18 protein-coding genes are annotated in these 15819 nt (G+C 38.6%); 2 read left to right on the top strand and 16 right to left on the bottom strand.

Annotated features, from left to right (window positions below):
* Positions 1–37 precede the first annotated feature (37 nt).
* From rpmI to thrS, 3 genes are all read right to left on the bottom strand, one after another.
* On the bottom strand, positions 38–226 hold the full coding sequence (gene rpmI / locus KDU71_RS00090) for a 50S ribosomal protein L35 (protein WP_425305778.1): 189 nt from the start codon (positions 224–226) through the stop codon (positions 38–40).
* 40 nt (positions 227–266) lie between these two features.
* Positions 267–773: a translation initiation factor IF-3 gene (infC, locus tag KDU71_RS00085; RefSeq protein WP_317195154.1), complete on the bottom strand. Its 507-nt coding sequence runs from the start codon at positions 771–773 to the stop codon at positions 267–269.
* 85 nt (positions 774–858) lie between these two features.
* Positions 859–2805, bottom strand: a complete 1947-nt coding sequence (gene thrS, locus KDU71_RS00080; RefSeq protein ID WP_212187851.1) for a threonine--tRNA ligase — start codon at positions 2803–2805, stop codon at positions 859–861.
* Positions 2806–3002: 197 nt separating this feature from the next.
* Here thrS and KDU71_RS00075 point away from each other — a divergent pair, with 197 nt between their 5' ends.
* A complete protein-coding gene (locus KDU71_RS00075; protein ID WP_212187850.1) occupies positions 3003–5195 on the top strand; it encodes a S9 family peptidase in 2193 nt (730 codons plus the stop codon).
* Between the two features lie 83 nt (positions 5196–5278).
* Here KDU71_RS00075 and KDU71_RS00070 read toward each other — a convergent pair whose 3' ends face one another.
* Together KDU71_RS00070 and KDU71_RS00065 are read right to left on the bottom strand one after the other, a co-directional pair.
* Entirely contained in the window at positions 5279–6193 is a 915-nt protein-coding gene (locus tag KDU71_RS00070) for a nuclear transport factor 2 family protein (RefSeq protein WP_212187849.1), read from the bottom strand.
* A 185-nt stretch (positions 6194–6378) separates the two neighbouring features.
* Complete coding sequence (locus KDU71_RS00065) at positions 6379–7380, bottom strand: YhdH/YhfP family quinone oxidoreductase (RefSeq protein ID WP_212187848.1); 1002 nt, start codon at positions 7378–7380, stop codon at positions 6379–6381.
* A 134-nt stretch (positions 7381–7514) separates the two neighbouring features.
* Here KDU71_RS00065 and KDU71_RS00060 point away from each other — a divergent pair, with 134 nt between their 5' ends.
* Positions 7515–7841: a winged helix-turn-helix transcriptional regulator gene (locus KDU71_RS00060; protein ID WP_212187847.1), complete on the top strand. Its 327-nt coding sequence runs from the start codon at positions 7515–7517 to the stop codon at positions 7839–7841.
* A gap of 69 nt (positions 7842–7910) precedes the next feature.
* Here KDU71_RS00060 and KDU71_RS00055 read toward each other — a convergent pair whose 3' ends face one another.
* The 11 genes from KDU71_RS00055 to KDU71_RS00005 form a co-directional block, all read right to left on the bottom strand.
* On the bottom strand, positions 7911–8324 hold the full coding sequence (locus tag KDU71_RS00055) for an energy transducer TonB (protein WP_212187846.1): 414 nt from the start codon (positions 8322–8324) through the stop codon (positions 7911–7913).
* A gap of 46 nt (positions 8325–8370) precedes the next feature.
* Positions 8371–8724 carry a PAS domain-containing protein gene (locus KDU71_RS00050; protein WP_212187845.1) on the bottom strand — a complete coding sequence of 118 codons (354 nt, stop codon included), beginning with the start codon at positions 8722–8724 and terminating at the stop codon, positions 8371–8373.
* A gap of 177 nt (positions 8725–8901) precedes the next feature.
* Positions 8902–9513 (bottom strand): hypothetical protein, encoded by a 612-nt coding sequence (locus KDU71_RS00045; RefSeq protein ID WP_212187844.1) that lies wholly within the window; start codon positions 9511–9513, stop codon positions 8902–8904.
* 162 nt (positions 9514–9675) lie between these two features.
* On the bottom strand, positions 9676–10335 hold the full coding sequence (locus KDU71_RS00040; protein ID WP_212187843.1) for a hypothetical protein: 660 nt from the start codon (positions 10333–10335) through the stop codon (positions 9676–9678).
* A 347-nt stretch (positions 10336–10682) separates the two neighbouring features.
* On the bottom strand, positions 10683–10922 hold the full coding sequence (locus KDU71_RS23135) for a DUF4469 domain-containing protein (RefSeq protein WP_212187842.1): 240 nt from the start codon (positions 10920–10922) through the stop codon (positions 10683–10685).
* A gap of 148 nt (positions 10923–11070) precedes the next feature.
* Positions 11071–11568 (bottom strand): DUF6398 domain-containing protein, encoded by a 498-nt coding sequence (locus KDU71_RS00030; RefSeq protein WP_212187841.1) that lies wholly within the window; start codon positions 11566–11568, stop codon positions 11071–11073.
* A complete protein-coding gene (locus tag KDU71_RS00025; RefSeq protein WP_212187840.1) occupies positions 11561–11707 on the bottom strand; it encodes a hypothetical protein in 147 nt (48 codons plus the stop codon). Before KDU71_RS00025 ends, KDU71_RS00030 begins: the two co-directional genes overlap by 8 nt.
* 973 nt (positions 11708–12680) lie before the next feature.
* The gene (locus KDU71_RS00020; protein ID WP_212187839.1) at positions 12681–13043 is read right to left on the bottom strand and encodes a hypothetical protein; all 363 of its coding nucleotides are present in this window, start codon (positions 13041–13043) and stop codon (positions 12681–12683) included.
* A gap of 226 nt (positions 13044–13269) precedes the next feature.
* Positions 13270–14457, bottom strand: coding sequence for a DUF418 domain-containing protein (locus KDU71_RS00015; RefSeq protein ID WP_212187838.1), 1188 nt, complete (start codon positions 14455–14457; stop codon positions 13270–13272).
* A 242-nt stretch (positions 14458–14699) separates the two neighbouring features.
* Positions 14700–15326 (bottom strand): hypothetical protein, encoded by a 627-nt coding sequence (locus tag KDU71_RS00010; RefSeq protein WP_212187837.1) that lies wholly within the window; start codon positions 15324–15326, stop codon positions 14700–14702.
* Between the two features lie 3 nt (positions 15327–15329).
* Entirely contained in the window at positions 15330–15512 is a 183-nt protein-coding gene (locus tag KDU71_RS00005; protein ID WP_212187836.1) for a hypothetical protein, read from the bottom strand.
* Positions 15513–15819: the final 307 nt, after the last annotated feature.

Genomic DNA, 15819 nt, shown 5'->3' with positions numbered 1-15819 from the left:
TGGTTAAAAAAATCGTTTCCTTCTCTTGAAATTTGAATTACTTCATGTTCAATAACAGCTTGATGTTTGTTTCATCAGCTTTGTGAACAGTGCCAGCATAGGTCAAATTTCTCTTCTGCTTTGTAGTCTTCTTAGTTAAGATGTGACTTTTGAAAGCATGCTTCCTCTTGATTTTTCCGCTTCCGGTAATCGTAAAACGCTTTTTAGCACCGGAATTTGTCTTCATTTTTGGCATTATTCCTATATATTTAGTTATAAAAAATAAACTACTTTTTCTTGGCACTTGCCTTAGGTGCGATAAACATAGTCATACGTTTACCTTCCAGTTTAGGCAATTGCTCTACTTTGCCAATTTCTTCCAAATCCTGAGCGAATCGTAACAAAAGAATCTCACCTTTATCCTTAAATAAGATCGAACGACCTTTAAAGAATACATAGGCTTTTACTTTAGCTCCTTCATTCAGGAATTTTTCAGCATGTTTTAACTTAAACTGATAATCATGATCATCAGTATTGGGGCCGAAACGAATTTCCTTAACAACAACTTTAACAGCTTTGGCTTTTAGTTCCTTTTGCTTACGTTTCTGTTGATAAAGGAATTTTTGGTAATCCGTTATCTTACAAACTGGCGGATCGGCGTTTGGTGAAATCTCTACCAAATCTAAATCCAACTCATCAGCAATTTTAATGGCCTCCATTGTAGGGTATACACCTGGATTTTCGATGTTATCTCCCACCAAGCGAACCTGGGGAACCCTAATATTTCTGTTAATTCTGTGAGCAGGCTCCTGTTTTACCGGACGTACCTGCCTTCTGTTTGGTCTAGCTATTGTTAAACCCTCCTTTGATTAATTAATACTACTGTTCAATCTCAGAAAGCATTTTGTCTACTTCCTGGTTAATAAAATCAACAAATTCTTGCTGCAGCATGGTGCCTTTGTCACCTTCGCCCTGCTTCCGAACGGCAATTTTCCCTTCTTCAGCTTCCTTTTCTCCCACAATTAGGAGGTATGGAATTCGCTTTAACTCGTTGTCCCTTATCTTCTTACCGATTTTCTCATTACGGTCGTCAAGAACGGCACGAATATCGGAATTATTTAGGAAATTTAAAACTTTTTCAGCGTAATCATTATATTTTTCGCTGATAGGTAAAATCACCACTTGTTCAGGTGTTAACCACAATGGAAACTTACCGGCAGTATGCTCAATTAGAACCGCTACAAAGCGCTCCATACTCCCAAAAGGAGCACGGTGAATCATCACCGGACGATGCTTTTGGTTATCGCTGCCAATGTACTCCAGTTCGAAGCGCTCAGGCAGGTTGTAATCCACCTGGATGGTGCCCAGTTGCCACTTACGTCCCAATGCATCCTTCACCATAAAGTCAAGCTTAGGTCCGTAGAAGGCAGCCTCACCATATTCAATAATGGTATTCATACCTTTCTCTTCGCAAGCTTCAATAATGGCTTGTTCGGCTTTGTTCCAGTTGTCCTCGCTTCCAATGTACTTAGAGTGATCTTCGCGATCGCGCAATGATACCTGTGTTATATAGTCTTTAAAGTCAAGTGCCTTAAAGATGTATAAAATGATGTCGATTACTTTCTTAAACTCATCCTTTAGCTGGTCGGGGCGACAAAATAGGTGTGCATCATCCTGAGTAAAACCACGTACCCTTGTCAAGCCGTGCAACTCACCACTTTGCTCATAACGATAAACAGTACCAAATTCAGCAAAACGAATTGGTAAATCCTTATATGAACGAGGTTTTGTTTTGTAAATTTCACAGTGGTGAGGGCAGTTCATTGGTTTTAATAAGAACTCTTCACCTTCAGCCGGTGTATTGATTGGCTGGAATGAGTCTTTACCATACTTGGCATAGTGACCCGAAGTAACGTATAGTTCCTTATTACCAATATGAGGTGTGATAACTGGTTCATAACCGTATCTAACCTGCACGCGTTTCAGGAAGTTTTCTAAACGCTCACGTAGTTTGGCTCCTTTAGGTAACCACAATGGCAAACCTTGTCCTACTTTTTGCGAGAAGGCAAACAGTTCCAGTTCTTTACCAATCTTACGGTGGTCGCGCTTCTGGGCTTCTTCCAGCATTACCAGGTATTCCTCCAGCATTTTTGCTTTGGGGAATGAGATAGCATAAATACGCGTCAGCTGCTTACGTGTTTCATCACCTCGCCAGTAGGCACCTGCAACACTTAATAGCTTTACAGCTTTAATGGGTGCAGTAGAAGGCAAGTGAGGGCCGCGGCATAAGTCGGTAAAGTTACCTTGCTTATAAAATGAAATGGTGCCGTCCTCTAATTCATTGATCAGCTCCAGTTTGTATTCATCATTCTTATCAGTGAAGTAGTTGAGGGCGTCTGCTTTAGATACTTCACTGCGCACATACTCCAGTTTTTGGCTGGCTAAGTCTTTAAATTTCTTCTCTATTTTAGGTAGATCTGAATCTTTAATAACATTATCGCCAGTATCTATATCGTAGTAAAAACCGTTCTCAATGGTTGGGCCAATGCCAAATTTAGTACCAGGATAAAGAGCCTCGATAGCTTCGGCCATCAGGTGAGCCGAAGAGTGCCAAAAGGCGTGCTTTCCTTCTTCATCCTCCCATTTGTGCAGCTTAATACTGGCATCAGTGGTAATAGGGCGCGTCAGATCCATTAAGGTGTCGTTCACCGTAATAGATAAAACTTCTTTAGCCAAACGTGAGCTAATACTCTGCGCAATTTCTAAACCAGTTACGCCTGCTTCAAACTCTCTGACACTTTGGTCCGGAAAGGTAATTTTTATCATGCTACTATTGCTTAGATTTTAAAAAACATGCAAAGATAAATAAAAGGCGTGAAAGCTAAGAAGTGTGTTGCCTTTTTTTAGCAATAATACCCTGAAATAGTAAATGCTGTCAAATCCCATTGTTTTATAGTTGGGTAATTTGTTAGTTTTGACATTCTTGTAGTTTGAAACAGTTTTAAAGTATAAATAATTTACAAATGAAGCACTTAAGTATTTTACTGGCCACACTGCTGTTTTCGTTGGCATTGCAGGCACAAAAACAAACGGTTTCGTTAGATAATATTACGCGCGATGGAACATTTTATGCCCGCTCGGTACGCGGTTTGCGTTCAATGTCTGATGGCATACATTATACCACGCTGGAAGAGGGGAAGCGCATTGTTAAATACCAGTATGCAACAGGTAAGCAAGTAGCTGTAGTTTTTGATCTTGAGAAGGAGATGAAAGGTGAGTATGATATCAAACGTATTGAAGGGTATGAGTTTAATGGAAGTGAAACAAAGATTCTTATCTACACCAATGCTGAATATATTTACCGCCACTCGTTTAAAGCCAATTACTATGTATACGATATACAGTATAATGAGCTAAAGCCTTTGTCGGAAAATGGTAAGCAACAGATAGCCTCTTTTTCGCCCAATGGTGAGATGGTAGCTTTTGTACGTGATAATAACCTTCACCTGTCGAAATTAAAGTTTGGTACAGAAAGTGCCATTACCACCGATGGCGAGTACAATAAAATTATTAATGGTATGCCTGATTGGGTGTATGAAGAAGAATTTGGATTTAACAAGGCTTACGATTGGTCGCCAGATAGTAAAGAGATTGCATTTATCCGTTTCGATGAGTCAAATGTAAAGGAATTTGCTTTCCCACTTTATCAGGCATCCTATCCAAACAACGAAGAGTATAGTCTGTATCCGGGACAATATAAATTTAAGTATCCTAAGGCTGGTGAAGACAATTCAGTGGTAAGCGTGCATGTATTTAATATTAAAAACCGCACTACTAAAACCATGGATATTGGAGAAGAAACAGATATCTACATCCCACGTGTACGTTTTACCAAAACAGAAGGTAAGTTAGGCATCATTAAAATGAATCGTCACCAGAATTATCTGCAGCTGATGATTGCCAACACCAATTCCGGCGTTTGTAATACTGTTTTTACCGATAGAAATGAGCGTTACATTGAGCAGGATGTACTGGATAATCTGCAATTCATGGAGGATGGACAACACTTCGTTTATGTGGGTGAGATGGATGGCTACAATCACATTTACCTGTACACCATGGCAGGCCGCAAAGTACGTCAGATTACCAGCGGACAGTGGGATGTAACCGATTATCTTGGGTACAATGCCAGTACAAAAATGTTCTACTACCAGGCAGCGGCTAAGTCGCCAATGCAGCGCGAGGTATATGCTATACGCAACGACGGTAAGAAGCAGATTAAATTTTCGACTGTAGAAGGTACTAACAGCGCCTCTTTCAGCAAAGGTTTCAAATACTATATCAACTACCTGTCGAATACAACTACTCCTACATTGGTGACTTTGCACGATGGTAAAGGTAAGCAGATACGTGTACTGGAAGATAATAAGGTGCTGAAGGAGCGGGTGGCACAATACGAAATTAGCCCGAAAGAGTTTTTTAGCTTTAAAACCAGTGAAGGAGTGGAGCTAAATGGCTGGATGGTGAAGCCATTGAATTTTGATACTTCAAAACAGTATCCTGTGCTGATGGTACAGTACAGTGGACCTAACTCGCAGCAGGTGCTTGACAGATGGAGTATTGGCTGGGAGCAATACCTGGCTGCTGAAGGATACATGGTGGCATGTGTTGATCCGCGTGGAACCGGTGCCCGTGGGGAAGAATTTCGTAAGTGCACCTATATGAAATTGGGTAAATTGGAGTCTGACGACCAGATTGAGGCGGCTAAATACCTTGGTTCACTGGATTATGTCGATGCTTCGCGCATTGGTATCTGGGGGTGGAGCTTTGGTGGTTTCATGTCGTCGCTATGTTTGAGCAAGTCGGATGTGTTTAAAGTAGGTATTGCAGTGGCGCCGGTTACCAATTGGCGTTACTACGACTCGGTGTATACCGAGCGTTACATGCGCAAACCTCAGGAGAATGCCAGTGGGTACGATGATAACAGTCCTATTAACCATGTAGATAATCTAAGTGGTCGTCTATTCCTGATTCATGGTACGGCAGATGATAATGTGCATTACCAAAATGTGATGGAGTATGTCGATCGCCTGGTGCAGGCCGGTAAACAGTTTGATATGTTTGCATACCCGAATCGTAACCACAGCATCTACGGTGGCAACGTGAGGAATCACCTTTACAAAATGAAAGCAGATTACCTGTTGAGAAATCTATAGGTCTTAAGTAACAGATATAAGAAAAGCCCCGAACTTGCCGGGGCTTTTCTTATATATACCCTAGTTGTAGTTTGATATCGCTATTACCAATCTTCCATGTGGTTGCTGCTGCCATAAATCATCTCATTCACAATTTTGCCGTCCGCATCAAAAGTATGAGATAGCATAAATGGGAAAGTATATTTTTCGCCGTTCTTTTTGATGGTCATATTCCACCACGAGTAAACCACGTAGACGTCATCCTTGGCATAATAGATGCAGTCAGGGTAGCCCTGTTGCTCAATATGGAATTTTTTGTCGGGTGTAAAGGTCTTCATTAATATATCTTTTTTCTCATCAACGGTTTGATATTCTCCCGTTTTAAAAGCAATATGCCCCAGTATGGCCTTGGGATTAAAGAAGCTGGCCCACAGTTCAAAGTCATGATCAATGAATGCGTTCATTACCTTTCGGGTGGTAATTATATTAGGGTGGTTAATGTATGCTACGCCGTTCTTTTGTGTGGTATGACTGTTCTGGATTTCTTCAAATACATCATTGTTATAGTACCAGTGCACTGAGGTTACTTTGTCATCTTTATTAAAACTGTACAAACGGTGGATAGGGAGATGGACGTTGATGCCTGTTTTAATGTTTCGGGCTGTTAGTATCACCCAATCCTGCACCCACACACCCGCTTCTTTATACTCCAATGCATCAGGGTAAGCAGGCTTGGCATCTCTGAATTGTATGTTGACAAACTCTTTGTGCCACCAGTCGTAATTCTTACCGATATTGGCTTTTGTCCAGGGCAACTTTTTGCCATGGCTGAATATCATTACACTATCGGCAAAGTAATCCATGTATGTGTCTTTTTCGCCCGATTCAAAGGCTTTCCAGAGGTCTGCTACTTTGTTAATTGCCTCATGTTCCGAATAGATAGTGCCGTTTTTCTTTTGTGAATACCCATTTAATCCAACCAAAAGAAGCACCAGCAAAATACTTGTTGATGTTCGCATAATTTGTTGTTTTAGTTAGTAAACGGAATTGAGGATGTAAGATGAATTGGCTATCAGCCGGGCAAAACAGGTGGATGGCAGGCAATATATGGCTAATGTGGCTTAAAGTCAAGTAATTAATCTGATGAGGAGTGTGAATATTGTCCGGTGCAGAATTGGTCTGCTCCGGACAATGGTGGTATGCGTTAGGCAATTTTAATGACAGTGCGTCCTTTCAGTTGCCCATTAAGCATCTGATGAATGCTTTCAGGCAGTTCTTCCAGACCTATCTCACGGCAGTTATCCATTAACTGTGCTGGTTTCCATTTATTTGCTAATAAGTGCCATACCTTTTGTCTCTCATCCATTGGGTAGTTTTGCGAATCAATACCTATTAATGAGATACCTCTCAATATAAAGGGGAATACTGTGAGTTCAAGTTTTGGAGAAGCCACATTTCCGCAACAAGTTATGACTCCCATAGGCTGGACAGACTTAATAATATTCTCCAGAATTGCACCTCCGACGGTATCAATTGCACCTGCAAAAGCTGGTTTTAAAAGCGGTTTTTTATTAAGGTTTTCAAACTCGCTGCGCAGGATGATCTCTTTAGCGCCTATTCTTATCAGGTAATTTGTTTCAGCAGCTTTGCCAGTTATGGCAGTTACATCATATCCCAGCTTTGCCAAAATAGCCACACTCAGCGCACCTACTCCGCCAGTAGCACCCGAAACAACGATGGGACCATCCGAAGGATGTATTTTTTCTGTTAAGCGTAAAACCGAAATACCTGCTGTTAAGCCAGCAGTACCGTAAATCATGGCTTCTTTCATACTGAGCTGCTCAGGTAGTTTAATGGCCCATGTATCAGGTGCTTTAATGTATTCGGCAAATCCGCCATTTGTGTTCATACCCAAATCATAGCTTGTCACAATTACCTGTTCACCAGTGTTGAAAAGCTGACTATTCGATTGTTCGATTGTGCCAACAGCATCAATGCCAGGGGTGTGCGGATAGTTTTTAGTAACACCTCTGTTGCCCGAGGCTGATAAGGCATCTTTATAGTTTAATGAGCTGTAATGCACTTTCACCAATAGTTCTTCATTGGCTAGCTCTTCTGTTTCCATTTCTTTGATGCTTGCTTTAAACTGCCCGTTTTCTGTTTCTTCAACCCTGAATGCTTTGAAAGTCTTCGTTATATTTTCCATGCTTAAGTTGTTTATTTCTTATTTTTGCACAAAATTCAGTATAAATAAATTAGATATCAATAACTTACAAGATGTTCCTTTACGAACATTTATTGCCGTTTTGTTGATTATCAATTGCTTGAACGAAGAAAAAAATGGAAAAAAGTTACTGTCCGATAGATACATTTATCAATGCCGTTAAAGGTAAACGCAAGGGCACAATAATTTTGCATCTTTCTCAGGGTAATAAGCGATATACCGAATTGGCCAGACTATTAACTGATATCAGTGAACGCATGTTAAGCAAGCAGTTAAAAGAACTGGAGGAAGATGGATTGATTGAACGAAAAGTGTTTGCTGAAGTGCCACCAAAGGTGGAATATAGTTTGAGTGAACTGGGTAAAAACATTCATCCGTTTCTGAAGGGTATGTACAAAGGCGGTTTGCTACTCGAAAAAAGTATTGAGTCAAAGGAAGATTAACTTAAATGCCGCAGAGTGTTAAGGGAGTTTTGTATTGCAGCAATTCGCCCATTATTGCCAATAACTGTATTATTGCAGATCTATCCTGATTGGGATTATATATTTTACCGGTACCTTCTTGCCATCTTGTTTGCCAGGTTTCCAGCGTGGCATTGAGTTGATGATATCCAGAATATTTGTTTCTGGCAGTGGAAGTTTAGCAATGCTATTCACATTCATGATGGTAGCATTGCGCACCCTGCCGCATGTGTCTATTATAAAACAGATATCAACCCGGGTGAGCGGAGTTTTATTGGTATTAAGGATAGCAAGGTGTTTTGCTATGTGAGCTGAAAATATCGCTTCACCTCCCGGGTATTCAGGCATTTCCTGGGCTACTAAAAGTACCTGTTGACCATCTAATGAGTCGCAGGTGCAGGCATTAACTTTTTGAGATGCATCTATGCCTTGTGCATTTGTAGCCAGGCAACATGGCAGTATCATTAGTATGACAAGGATACGGCTTTTTATCACTTAAAGGTAAGAAACCCTATGCTTCCCTGTTAATATGGGGCATATCCTGCGGTATCACAATCGATAGCTCCACCAGGCCGGCTACTTCACCATTATGGTACCAGGGCGATTGATGTATCAATTTTTTGACGCCTGCCTTGCCAATGGTGTAGGAGTTGGATGAGCCTTCGGCCAACATCTGGCGAATCATGGCTGAAGAACGCTCAGCGTGAAATTCATACAGGGAACGCCCAATCAGGTTATCGCCATATTTAGCAAATGTATTGGTGGCATTGTCATTCATATAGATGATGATGCCTTCGGTGTCGCATACCGTAACGGCATAGGGTAATTCTTTTGCCCACTCATAGCCATTTTTTACTGTGCTCATACAGATGTGATTTTAATTTTGTGTAGCGCAAAAGTAAGAAAACACCAGGAAAAAGAGGCTGGTAGCATATGTGTTTTTAGTGTTGGTTGAATTGGCTTATTGGTGTATTGATTTTCGTTACCATGGATTATAACGATTGTGCTTACATCTATGCTATTTAATTATGTTGTCACCCAATTATCGATACACTATTCGATGGATTTCACTATTATCTTTACCCTTTACAAAGATGCCAATACCAGCAATAAGAGAAAGGAAGCTAAAGATGAGAATATTTGCTTCTGCACCTAAGCTGGCCATTACTAACACAATAGCACCAATGCCTGGCCGGCCGCCACTCAATTCATATTCGTAGCCCGCGTTCATGCCGTTGACGACAGACATGACGTAAAGAAAAATGCCAAGTACAACACACAATGCAATTAGCGGCTTTCTAATCCTTTTTAGTAAGCCGGGGGTGTCAACTTCAAACTTCGCATGCTTGGTTTTTGATTTTAAATACAAGAAAATGTCTTCCCGCAGTTTTGGCTGACTGATTCTAATTTCATCTTCAGAGTTCTTTCCGTAAAATATGCGGAGATTAATGTTATCAGCACGATACTCTATCCTTTTAATATAACTTATTGGCAGTGCAATAAAGTTTTGGTTGATGGAGCCCACACTCAGCTCTCTGTTAATATGGTGATGATTTTCGGGCTTTGCTTTTAATCTGTAAATTTTATGGTCATTATACACCACAAAGTTATGGTCTCTGTTAGTGTTGTTATACCATGTTTTTTCTAGCTCCATTATGTATGCATTTAGGTTGGTTTGTATCTGTTTCTATCGTTTACTTAGGTTAATTGCAAAACTATGAATATTGTATATGCCGATTATGTGGTTGATATATCAGTCTTTGGTGTTGGAGGCTTTAGCCACCAGGCTACTATAACGAGGTGGACTCCATTTGCTTTATTGTAGGTTATTGGGTAAAGTTTGTTTCTCAGTATATAATTCAATTAATTCCAATACTTCTGCGCTTGTTCCAATTTTACTCTTTAGGTTAGTCAGTATTTCGTCAATGTACTCACATTCTCTATCATTAAATACGCAATCATAAACATAAGCCTTTGCATATCCTATCATTACTCGATAATCTGATTTATCTTGCTGTTTAGCTTTGTAGAAAAAGTATTTTGCATCTTGATAGTTACCTTGTGATAGATTTCCATATCCTTTGTTTAGGTAATAGACAATTCTAGCTTCTTTCCTTTTTGCGTTTTCTTTTTCTTGCCATTCAAAATATATTCGTTGTTGTTCTAGTTCACGAGTCTGTTTTTCAATTGTTCTGTTATTAATTATATTAAACATTGTTATTGACAAATAGACTAGTAACATCATAAGGACAATAATCACTGTTGTTTTTATTCTTCTTTCTTTTTTAAGCTTTGCTTTTATCCTAACCTTTAATTCATTCAGTTCTTTTTCGGGTAATTCTTTAAATTTTAGTGGATTACCTTTTTTATAACTAAACTCTTTACGCCTATCTTTGAATGTTTTTCTTCTCGCTAAAAGTTTCTTGTTGTTTTTTAGCGTATTAATCATTGCAAGTACTGATCCTTCAAATCCCATTCAGAGTTAGCATTTTAGATAAAGTGCATTAATAGTTATTTAAATCTTTCCCAACTATAGGATAAGCAGCCTAATGTTCACTATTCCTTCTGTGTACACCTTAAAAATACAATAATTATTAACACCATTATTATTGACTGGTGCATGTTTATTACCAATCATTACCAAGGCGGCAGGCTGAGTAATATGTCAGCTATGCCTCCCGGGCTATAAACAGCATACGATTACCTACATAGCCACTTACCGAAAAGTCGTTGTATTGCAACAATCTTGCTTCAAAATTGCAAGGATGTTGCTGCAAAGTTGCAGCGCTGTTGCTGCACAATTGCAGCAGAATAGAGCAATTTTTATTCGATGGTTAAGGTGGTTTCTAGCTGTTCTTCTCTGGGCTCCTTTAGTAAACTACCTCTTGAAACTTGCCTTACCACCTGCAATTCATAGTTGCCGTGGGCCAATGCTGGCACCATCAATATCAGCTCTTTGTTTTTATTGCTGATAATTTGTGTGGCTTTGGTGGAGGTACCGTCGTTGGTGCTGATTAATGAGGATGTCAGGCATACTACAAAGCTGCAATCCTTTATGCGCACCACGCACTAAGCACCATGTACTGGCTGCGGACTTCGGGCTGCGGTCTTCGGCCACCTGGCGGGCAAATTGCAGAATCTGGCCACCCAAAGCATGCTGCCTGCTATGCGCTATGGCGGCGTATTACCAACTGGCATTTCTATCTTTGTATTATTCTGTTGTAAATTCAATATCTCGCCCTTCGGCTCTTTCTTTCCTTACCATTTCTTGTAAATCTTCCGGAATTGATGATAAGGGTACAATAAGTCCATTGACCATTACCATGTCATTAAATGGATTATTTCCTGTCATGTGTTGAGTTGAAAATTCAGAATCATAATATCCCATTTTAAACATGTCTTTAATCTGTCTTGCCTTGTTTGAAACAGTCGATTTTTTTGTACCAAAGAATTCACTTATTTGTTCTGCTGTAGAATAAGGTTCAAATGATTTGTCAAATAAAAAATTTATAGATCCAATTGCATGTATTATTGCGGCTGCCCAAATTTCAATTTTTCCACTTTTGAATGGTACGTCACGTTTCCGTCCTAATTTTAGTATTAGTTTTTCACAGAGTTGATAATAATCATCATCTAGTTTTTGGGCACAGAATGAACCCGTCAATTCCAATAATTGCTTTTCTTTTTTTTTGATTTCCTCTTTAGTCATATTTCCTTTTTTCCGTTGGAATCTTTTTTAATTCTACAATATTATCAAGGATTTTTTTAAGTGCTGCTTGAAATTTAATCTTTTCTGGAGGGTTGCCGAAAAACATATCATCAAGGTCAACATCGTCATATTTTTTCATTTTGCTAATCAATTGAATAGATTTTTCAACAAAATCATTTTCATTTTTACAATGACTTGATAACAATCCAACCAAATTGCAATGTCAAATCATGATTGAACATTTCTGCTTCTATCATTATTGCTCTGTATGCTTCTTCTGATAAATCTCCTGTATCCATTGTCCTTTTATGCTTGTTGTTAACGTTTTACAATATGAAACGGTTGGGTTTTCGGAGCGCGTTCGCATCCATCAAGGAAAAAGTTGATATGGGAACCAAAGTCCCGTAAACCACTGAACCCCAAATGCTTTATATTGTGTGTGCCTTGAATGGTAAATATATAAAAAAGTTCTCTTATGATGATAAGAGAAAGTCCAAAGGGTGTAAGTCCCGTATGCACAAGGGTGACGCCTTGAAGCAAAGCAAGTGGCAAGCTCGTCAGGGGTGACCCTGGGAGTGAAGTAAGCCAGACTGCGTGGTTGGTACTGACGAACAGGAACCTGATATGAGGCTGTAAGGTTGGATAAGGTAGCACACCATGCCGACGTCCGAGCGTTCAATGGAGCGAATGGCCGAAACAGTAGATCAGGCAGGGATTAACCAAAGGACATTTACCTTACCAAGGGAGAGCTCTGTAATCACGAGTTGATAGAGCAGAGCAGTCAGCCGAGGCCATAGTAGCTGGTAGTAACGAGCTGTATCGAATAATACAGAGGACTCACACGCCAGTGAAGGGCTGAACGTTAATCTGTTCGAAATTAGAATAGGAAGCTTTCTATTGAATCTAGCCTATTCATAAAGTAGAACATAGCTGTTAAGGTGAAAAGAGCTTAACATTGATGATTAACGAACCGTCGTATATGCTTGAGAGGAAAGCTTCAGTGAATCTTTTATCGAAAAGGACAAGCGTAGCTACTCGTACGTACGGTGGTGAGAGAGGTTCTCCGATAGGCTATTGGCCTATCGGCAGCCTACTCGATTGGCAGGCGTCTTTTATTTATTTTTTAAGTAGTCTAGATATTCATCCTGAATAATTCCCGAATTACAATACTTTGCTTTTTCAACTCCATATCTCTTCTCAATCCACTCAGTCAGTTCTTCAATATCTTTGAAAACTTTTCTCTCAAATTCCATATCTGGGTCAACGGTGCTAAATGAATACAAGTCTAAATACTCAGTACTTCCTTCATCGAATATTTCAATTATCTCAACTTCAATCTTATCATTGCTTTCTTTTGATATAGATAAATAGCTTAAAACGTCTTCATTATCACACACTTTCCCAAGAAAGACTTCTATTATTTTTCCTCGGTTTAGATATGTTTCAACTTCTTCTTTATTTAAATATCTTCTCATTTTACTTTTTCTATATTGAGAGTATAAAGCAGTAGTTATGTTTTTTTGGGATGGATGCCTGCCAACGGTGAATTGTATGAGTAGTGCCGAATTTCGAAGCTTTTTCCTTTCAGAACGAGATAAACTTTGATACGAGAACCAATGCTCAAAATTAGCACATTACTCGGCATTACTTATACAAAATGTTGTGGTGCGTTTTTTAACAATTTACTTTTCATGGAATAAACTACTTCTTCCCAATCCAAGTTGCTTTATGCCATAACTTTTCTAGAGGACCTTGTTTATAGTGTTTAAACCAAAGATTACAAAAATATAGTTGAACTACAATAATAAATACTCCAACAATTAAACTAGCAGTGTATCCTAAATATGGTGATAAATGTAGTCCGATAGGGAAAAATATTAATGCGCCAATAATTGATTGCGTAACATAGTTTGTAAGGCTCATTCTTCCGTATACTTTTAGTTTTCCCATTACACTTCTATAAGGACTATTGTAATATATAAGTACAAATGAAGATACTATTACCATGGTAAAGGATAGTTTTTGCCACATATCTAAAGCTGTTCCAATACTGTTTTTAATGATTTCGGTTGAACCATTATCATACCATTCTACCCTTAAGGGATAAAGCAGTCCGAAAGCTATCGATGAACAAATCAAAAGTTTAATCCAAAACCTTGTGTTCTCCTGAGAGTCTATAAATAAGTTTTTTCTGCTCAAAAGAAACCCAAGCAAAAAGAGACCAATAGTTTGTACAAATCGGCCACCACCGACTGCCCATAACAAACTGGCTTTTTGGCCTGTTGTAATATTCTCGATAAAAAAGTTACTCCAATTGCCACTTTTCACCCCTTCTTGTACAATTTCGTATAAGCCTCCTATATTTAAATTGGGCAAAGTGTACGCTTCATTAAACCGACTACAAACAAAATAAAACAGTTCAATGGGCTGCATCAAGCAGATTATCGCTATAGTAAATATAGCTTTGTTGTTCAGTTTGCATACCAGCACTAGAGAGAGCCCTGTAAACACAAACAACATTAGTACATCGCCTCCGGGAAAGAATGCTGCATTAATAGTAGCAAAAATGCTCAAAATCATAAGTCTCCAAACAAAACGCCATCTAAAATCACGTCCTTTATTTTCTTGATTTTTAAACTGTACGAAAAAGGTAAAGCCAAATAAAAGTGCAAAGATTGAATATGCTTTACCAGCAATGAGTGAGAACACCATATTAAATACAACAGAATCTAAAGCAACTAACCATTCTGGCTGCAAAGCTTTATCGGGATAAACAGGATAAATAAAATGCTCTAAACTATGTATTACTAAAATTGCCATTACTGCAAATCCTCGTAAGGCATCTACAATCTCAACTCTTGGTAGTTTTGGAAAGTTTGTTTCGTTCATTCCTATTTTGATAGTTATTTAATTTATTTTTCGATTTCTGTTACTACGTCTGCCCAAATGCACCACAACGTTGAGTATAAGAAACGTAAGTGATTTCGAAGCTCTTACCTGTCAAAATGCACTGAGCCAAATTTGCGTTTTGACACAAATTTAAAATATTTAACAAACCCGTCAAATCGCAGATTTGGCGGAGCTGATTAAAAGTGTAAACCTCCCGTAAACCACTGATTCACTTATGTTTTTTATACATTGTTGTATGCCGTTTTTTCTAGTTTCTTCTCAAGTCGGTCTAGTTTCTTTAATATCAAATCTCTATTCTTTGCAGATTTTATCCATTGTGGTAGATTCGTAATCATTGAATATTTATGTCTTCCATCATCTTCTCTTAACTTTGAAGCAATGTAGTCTTTCAAATATGTTAAATGGTCAATGTTGTAAACCCAAAGAATCTTGTCTTTAATATCAGTATGTAACCATAAGTCTAGTCCAAAATATGGGTCAGTTGGTTTTTCTTCTTTGTATCTGTACCACTTCAATTTATAATCTTTTTCTCGATTGCAAGATTGACATTTTATTGTCACAGATTCATATAGTCTTTTTGTAGGTTCGCTGGTATAATTAATCTGACTGCCACAAAATCCACAATTTCTGCCTACAAATCCTTGGCAGTATCCATACCACTTTTCATTCGTTTCCTTTTTTAATCCACAGCTGGAACAGTTAAAAATAGATTTATGATTGTGTGGAAATGGAATTGTATATTTTCCTAATTCAGTATCAATGTGTCCAACACTTCCACAATCTGGACATTTTACCAATATTTTCTCACTAAAATAAACTGTCGGATATGCAGGTTGTGTAAATCGCATTATTTACTTTTTAGTTGTTTCTTCTGTCTGATTACCTGAGAATCGGTTTTCCTTTTCTACAGTTTTATAAATATCTCGAGCTAGCCAAATCAAGCCGAGTAGAACAATTATTCCCCAAGTAATCCAGGCATTTCTCTTGACCTTTTTATCTTGAATTATTTTATTCTCTATTCTCGATTTTTCCATTTAATCATTGCTGTTTCGGTTTGCTCAAATGGCATACAACGTTCAGGCTATGAAGCGTAAGTGAACATTAACCTTACTCACTTTCAAATTTCACAAAGCCAAAACGTTGCATTTGTTTTTATCTTTTCATTTCAAAAGCCAAATCAACGATTTGGCGATGCTCGCCGAAGCTACGAACCGACTAAAAAGAATCGGCTCACTTATGCTTTATTAGCCATTGTTGCACTAAACCTAAAGGTAGCTAAAGTCCGTTGTCTCAGCTACCTTTATTTGTCTTATAATACTTAGTTATGAAAAAAAAGCTTTA

It is taken from the genome of Carboxylicivirga sediminis, from assembly GCF_018156225.1.
GTDB lineage: Bacteria > Bacteroidota > Bacteroidia > Bacteroidales > Marinilabiliaceae > Carboxylicivirga > Carboxylicivirga sediminis.
The sequence above is the reverse complement of the archived record's forward strand: the minus strand, read 5'-3'. Positions and strand labels throughout refer to the sequence as shown.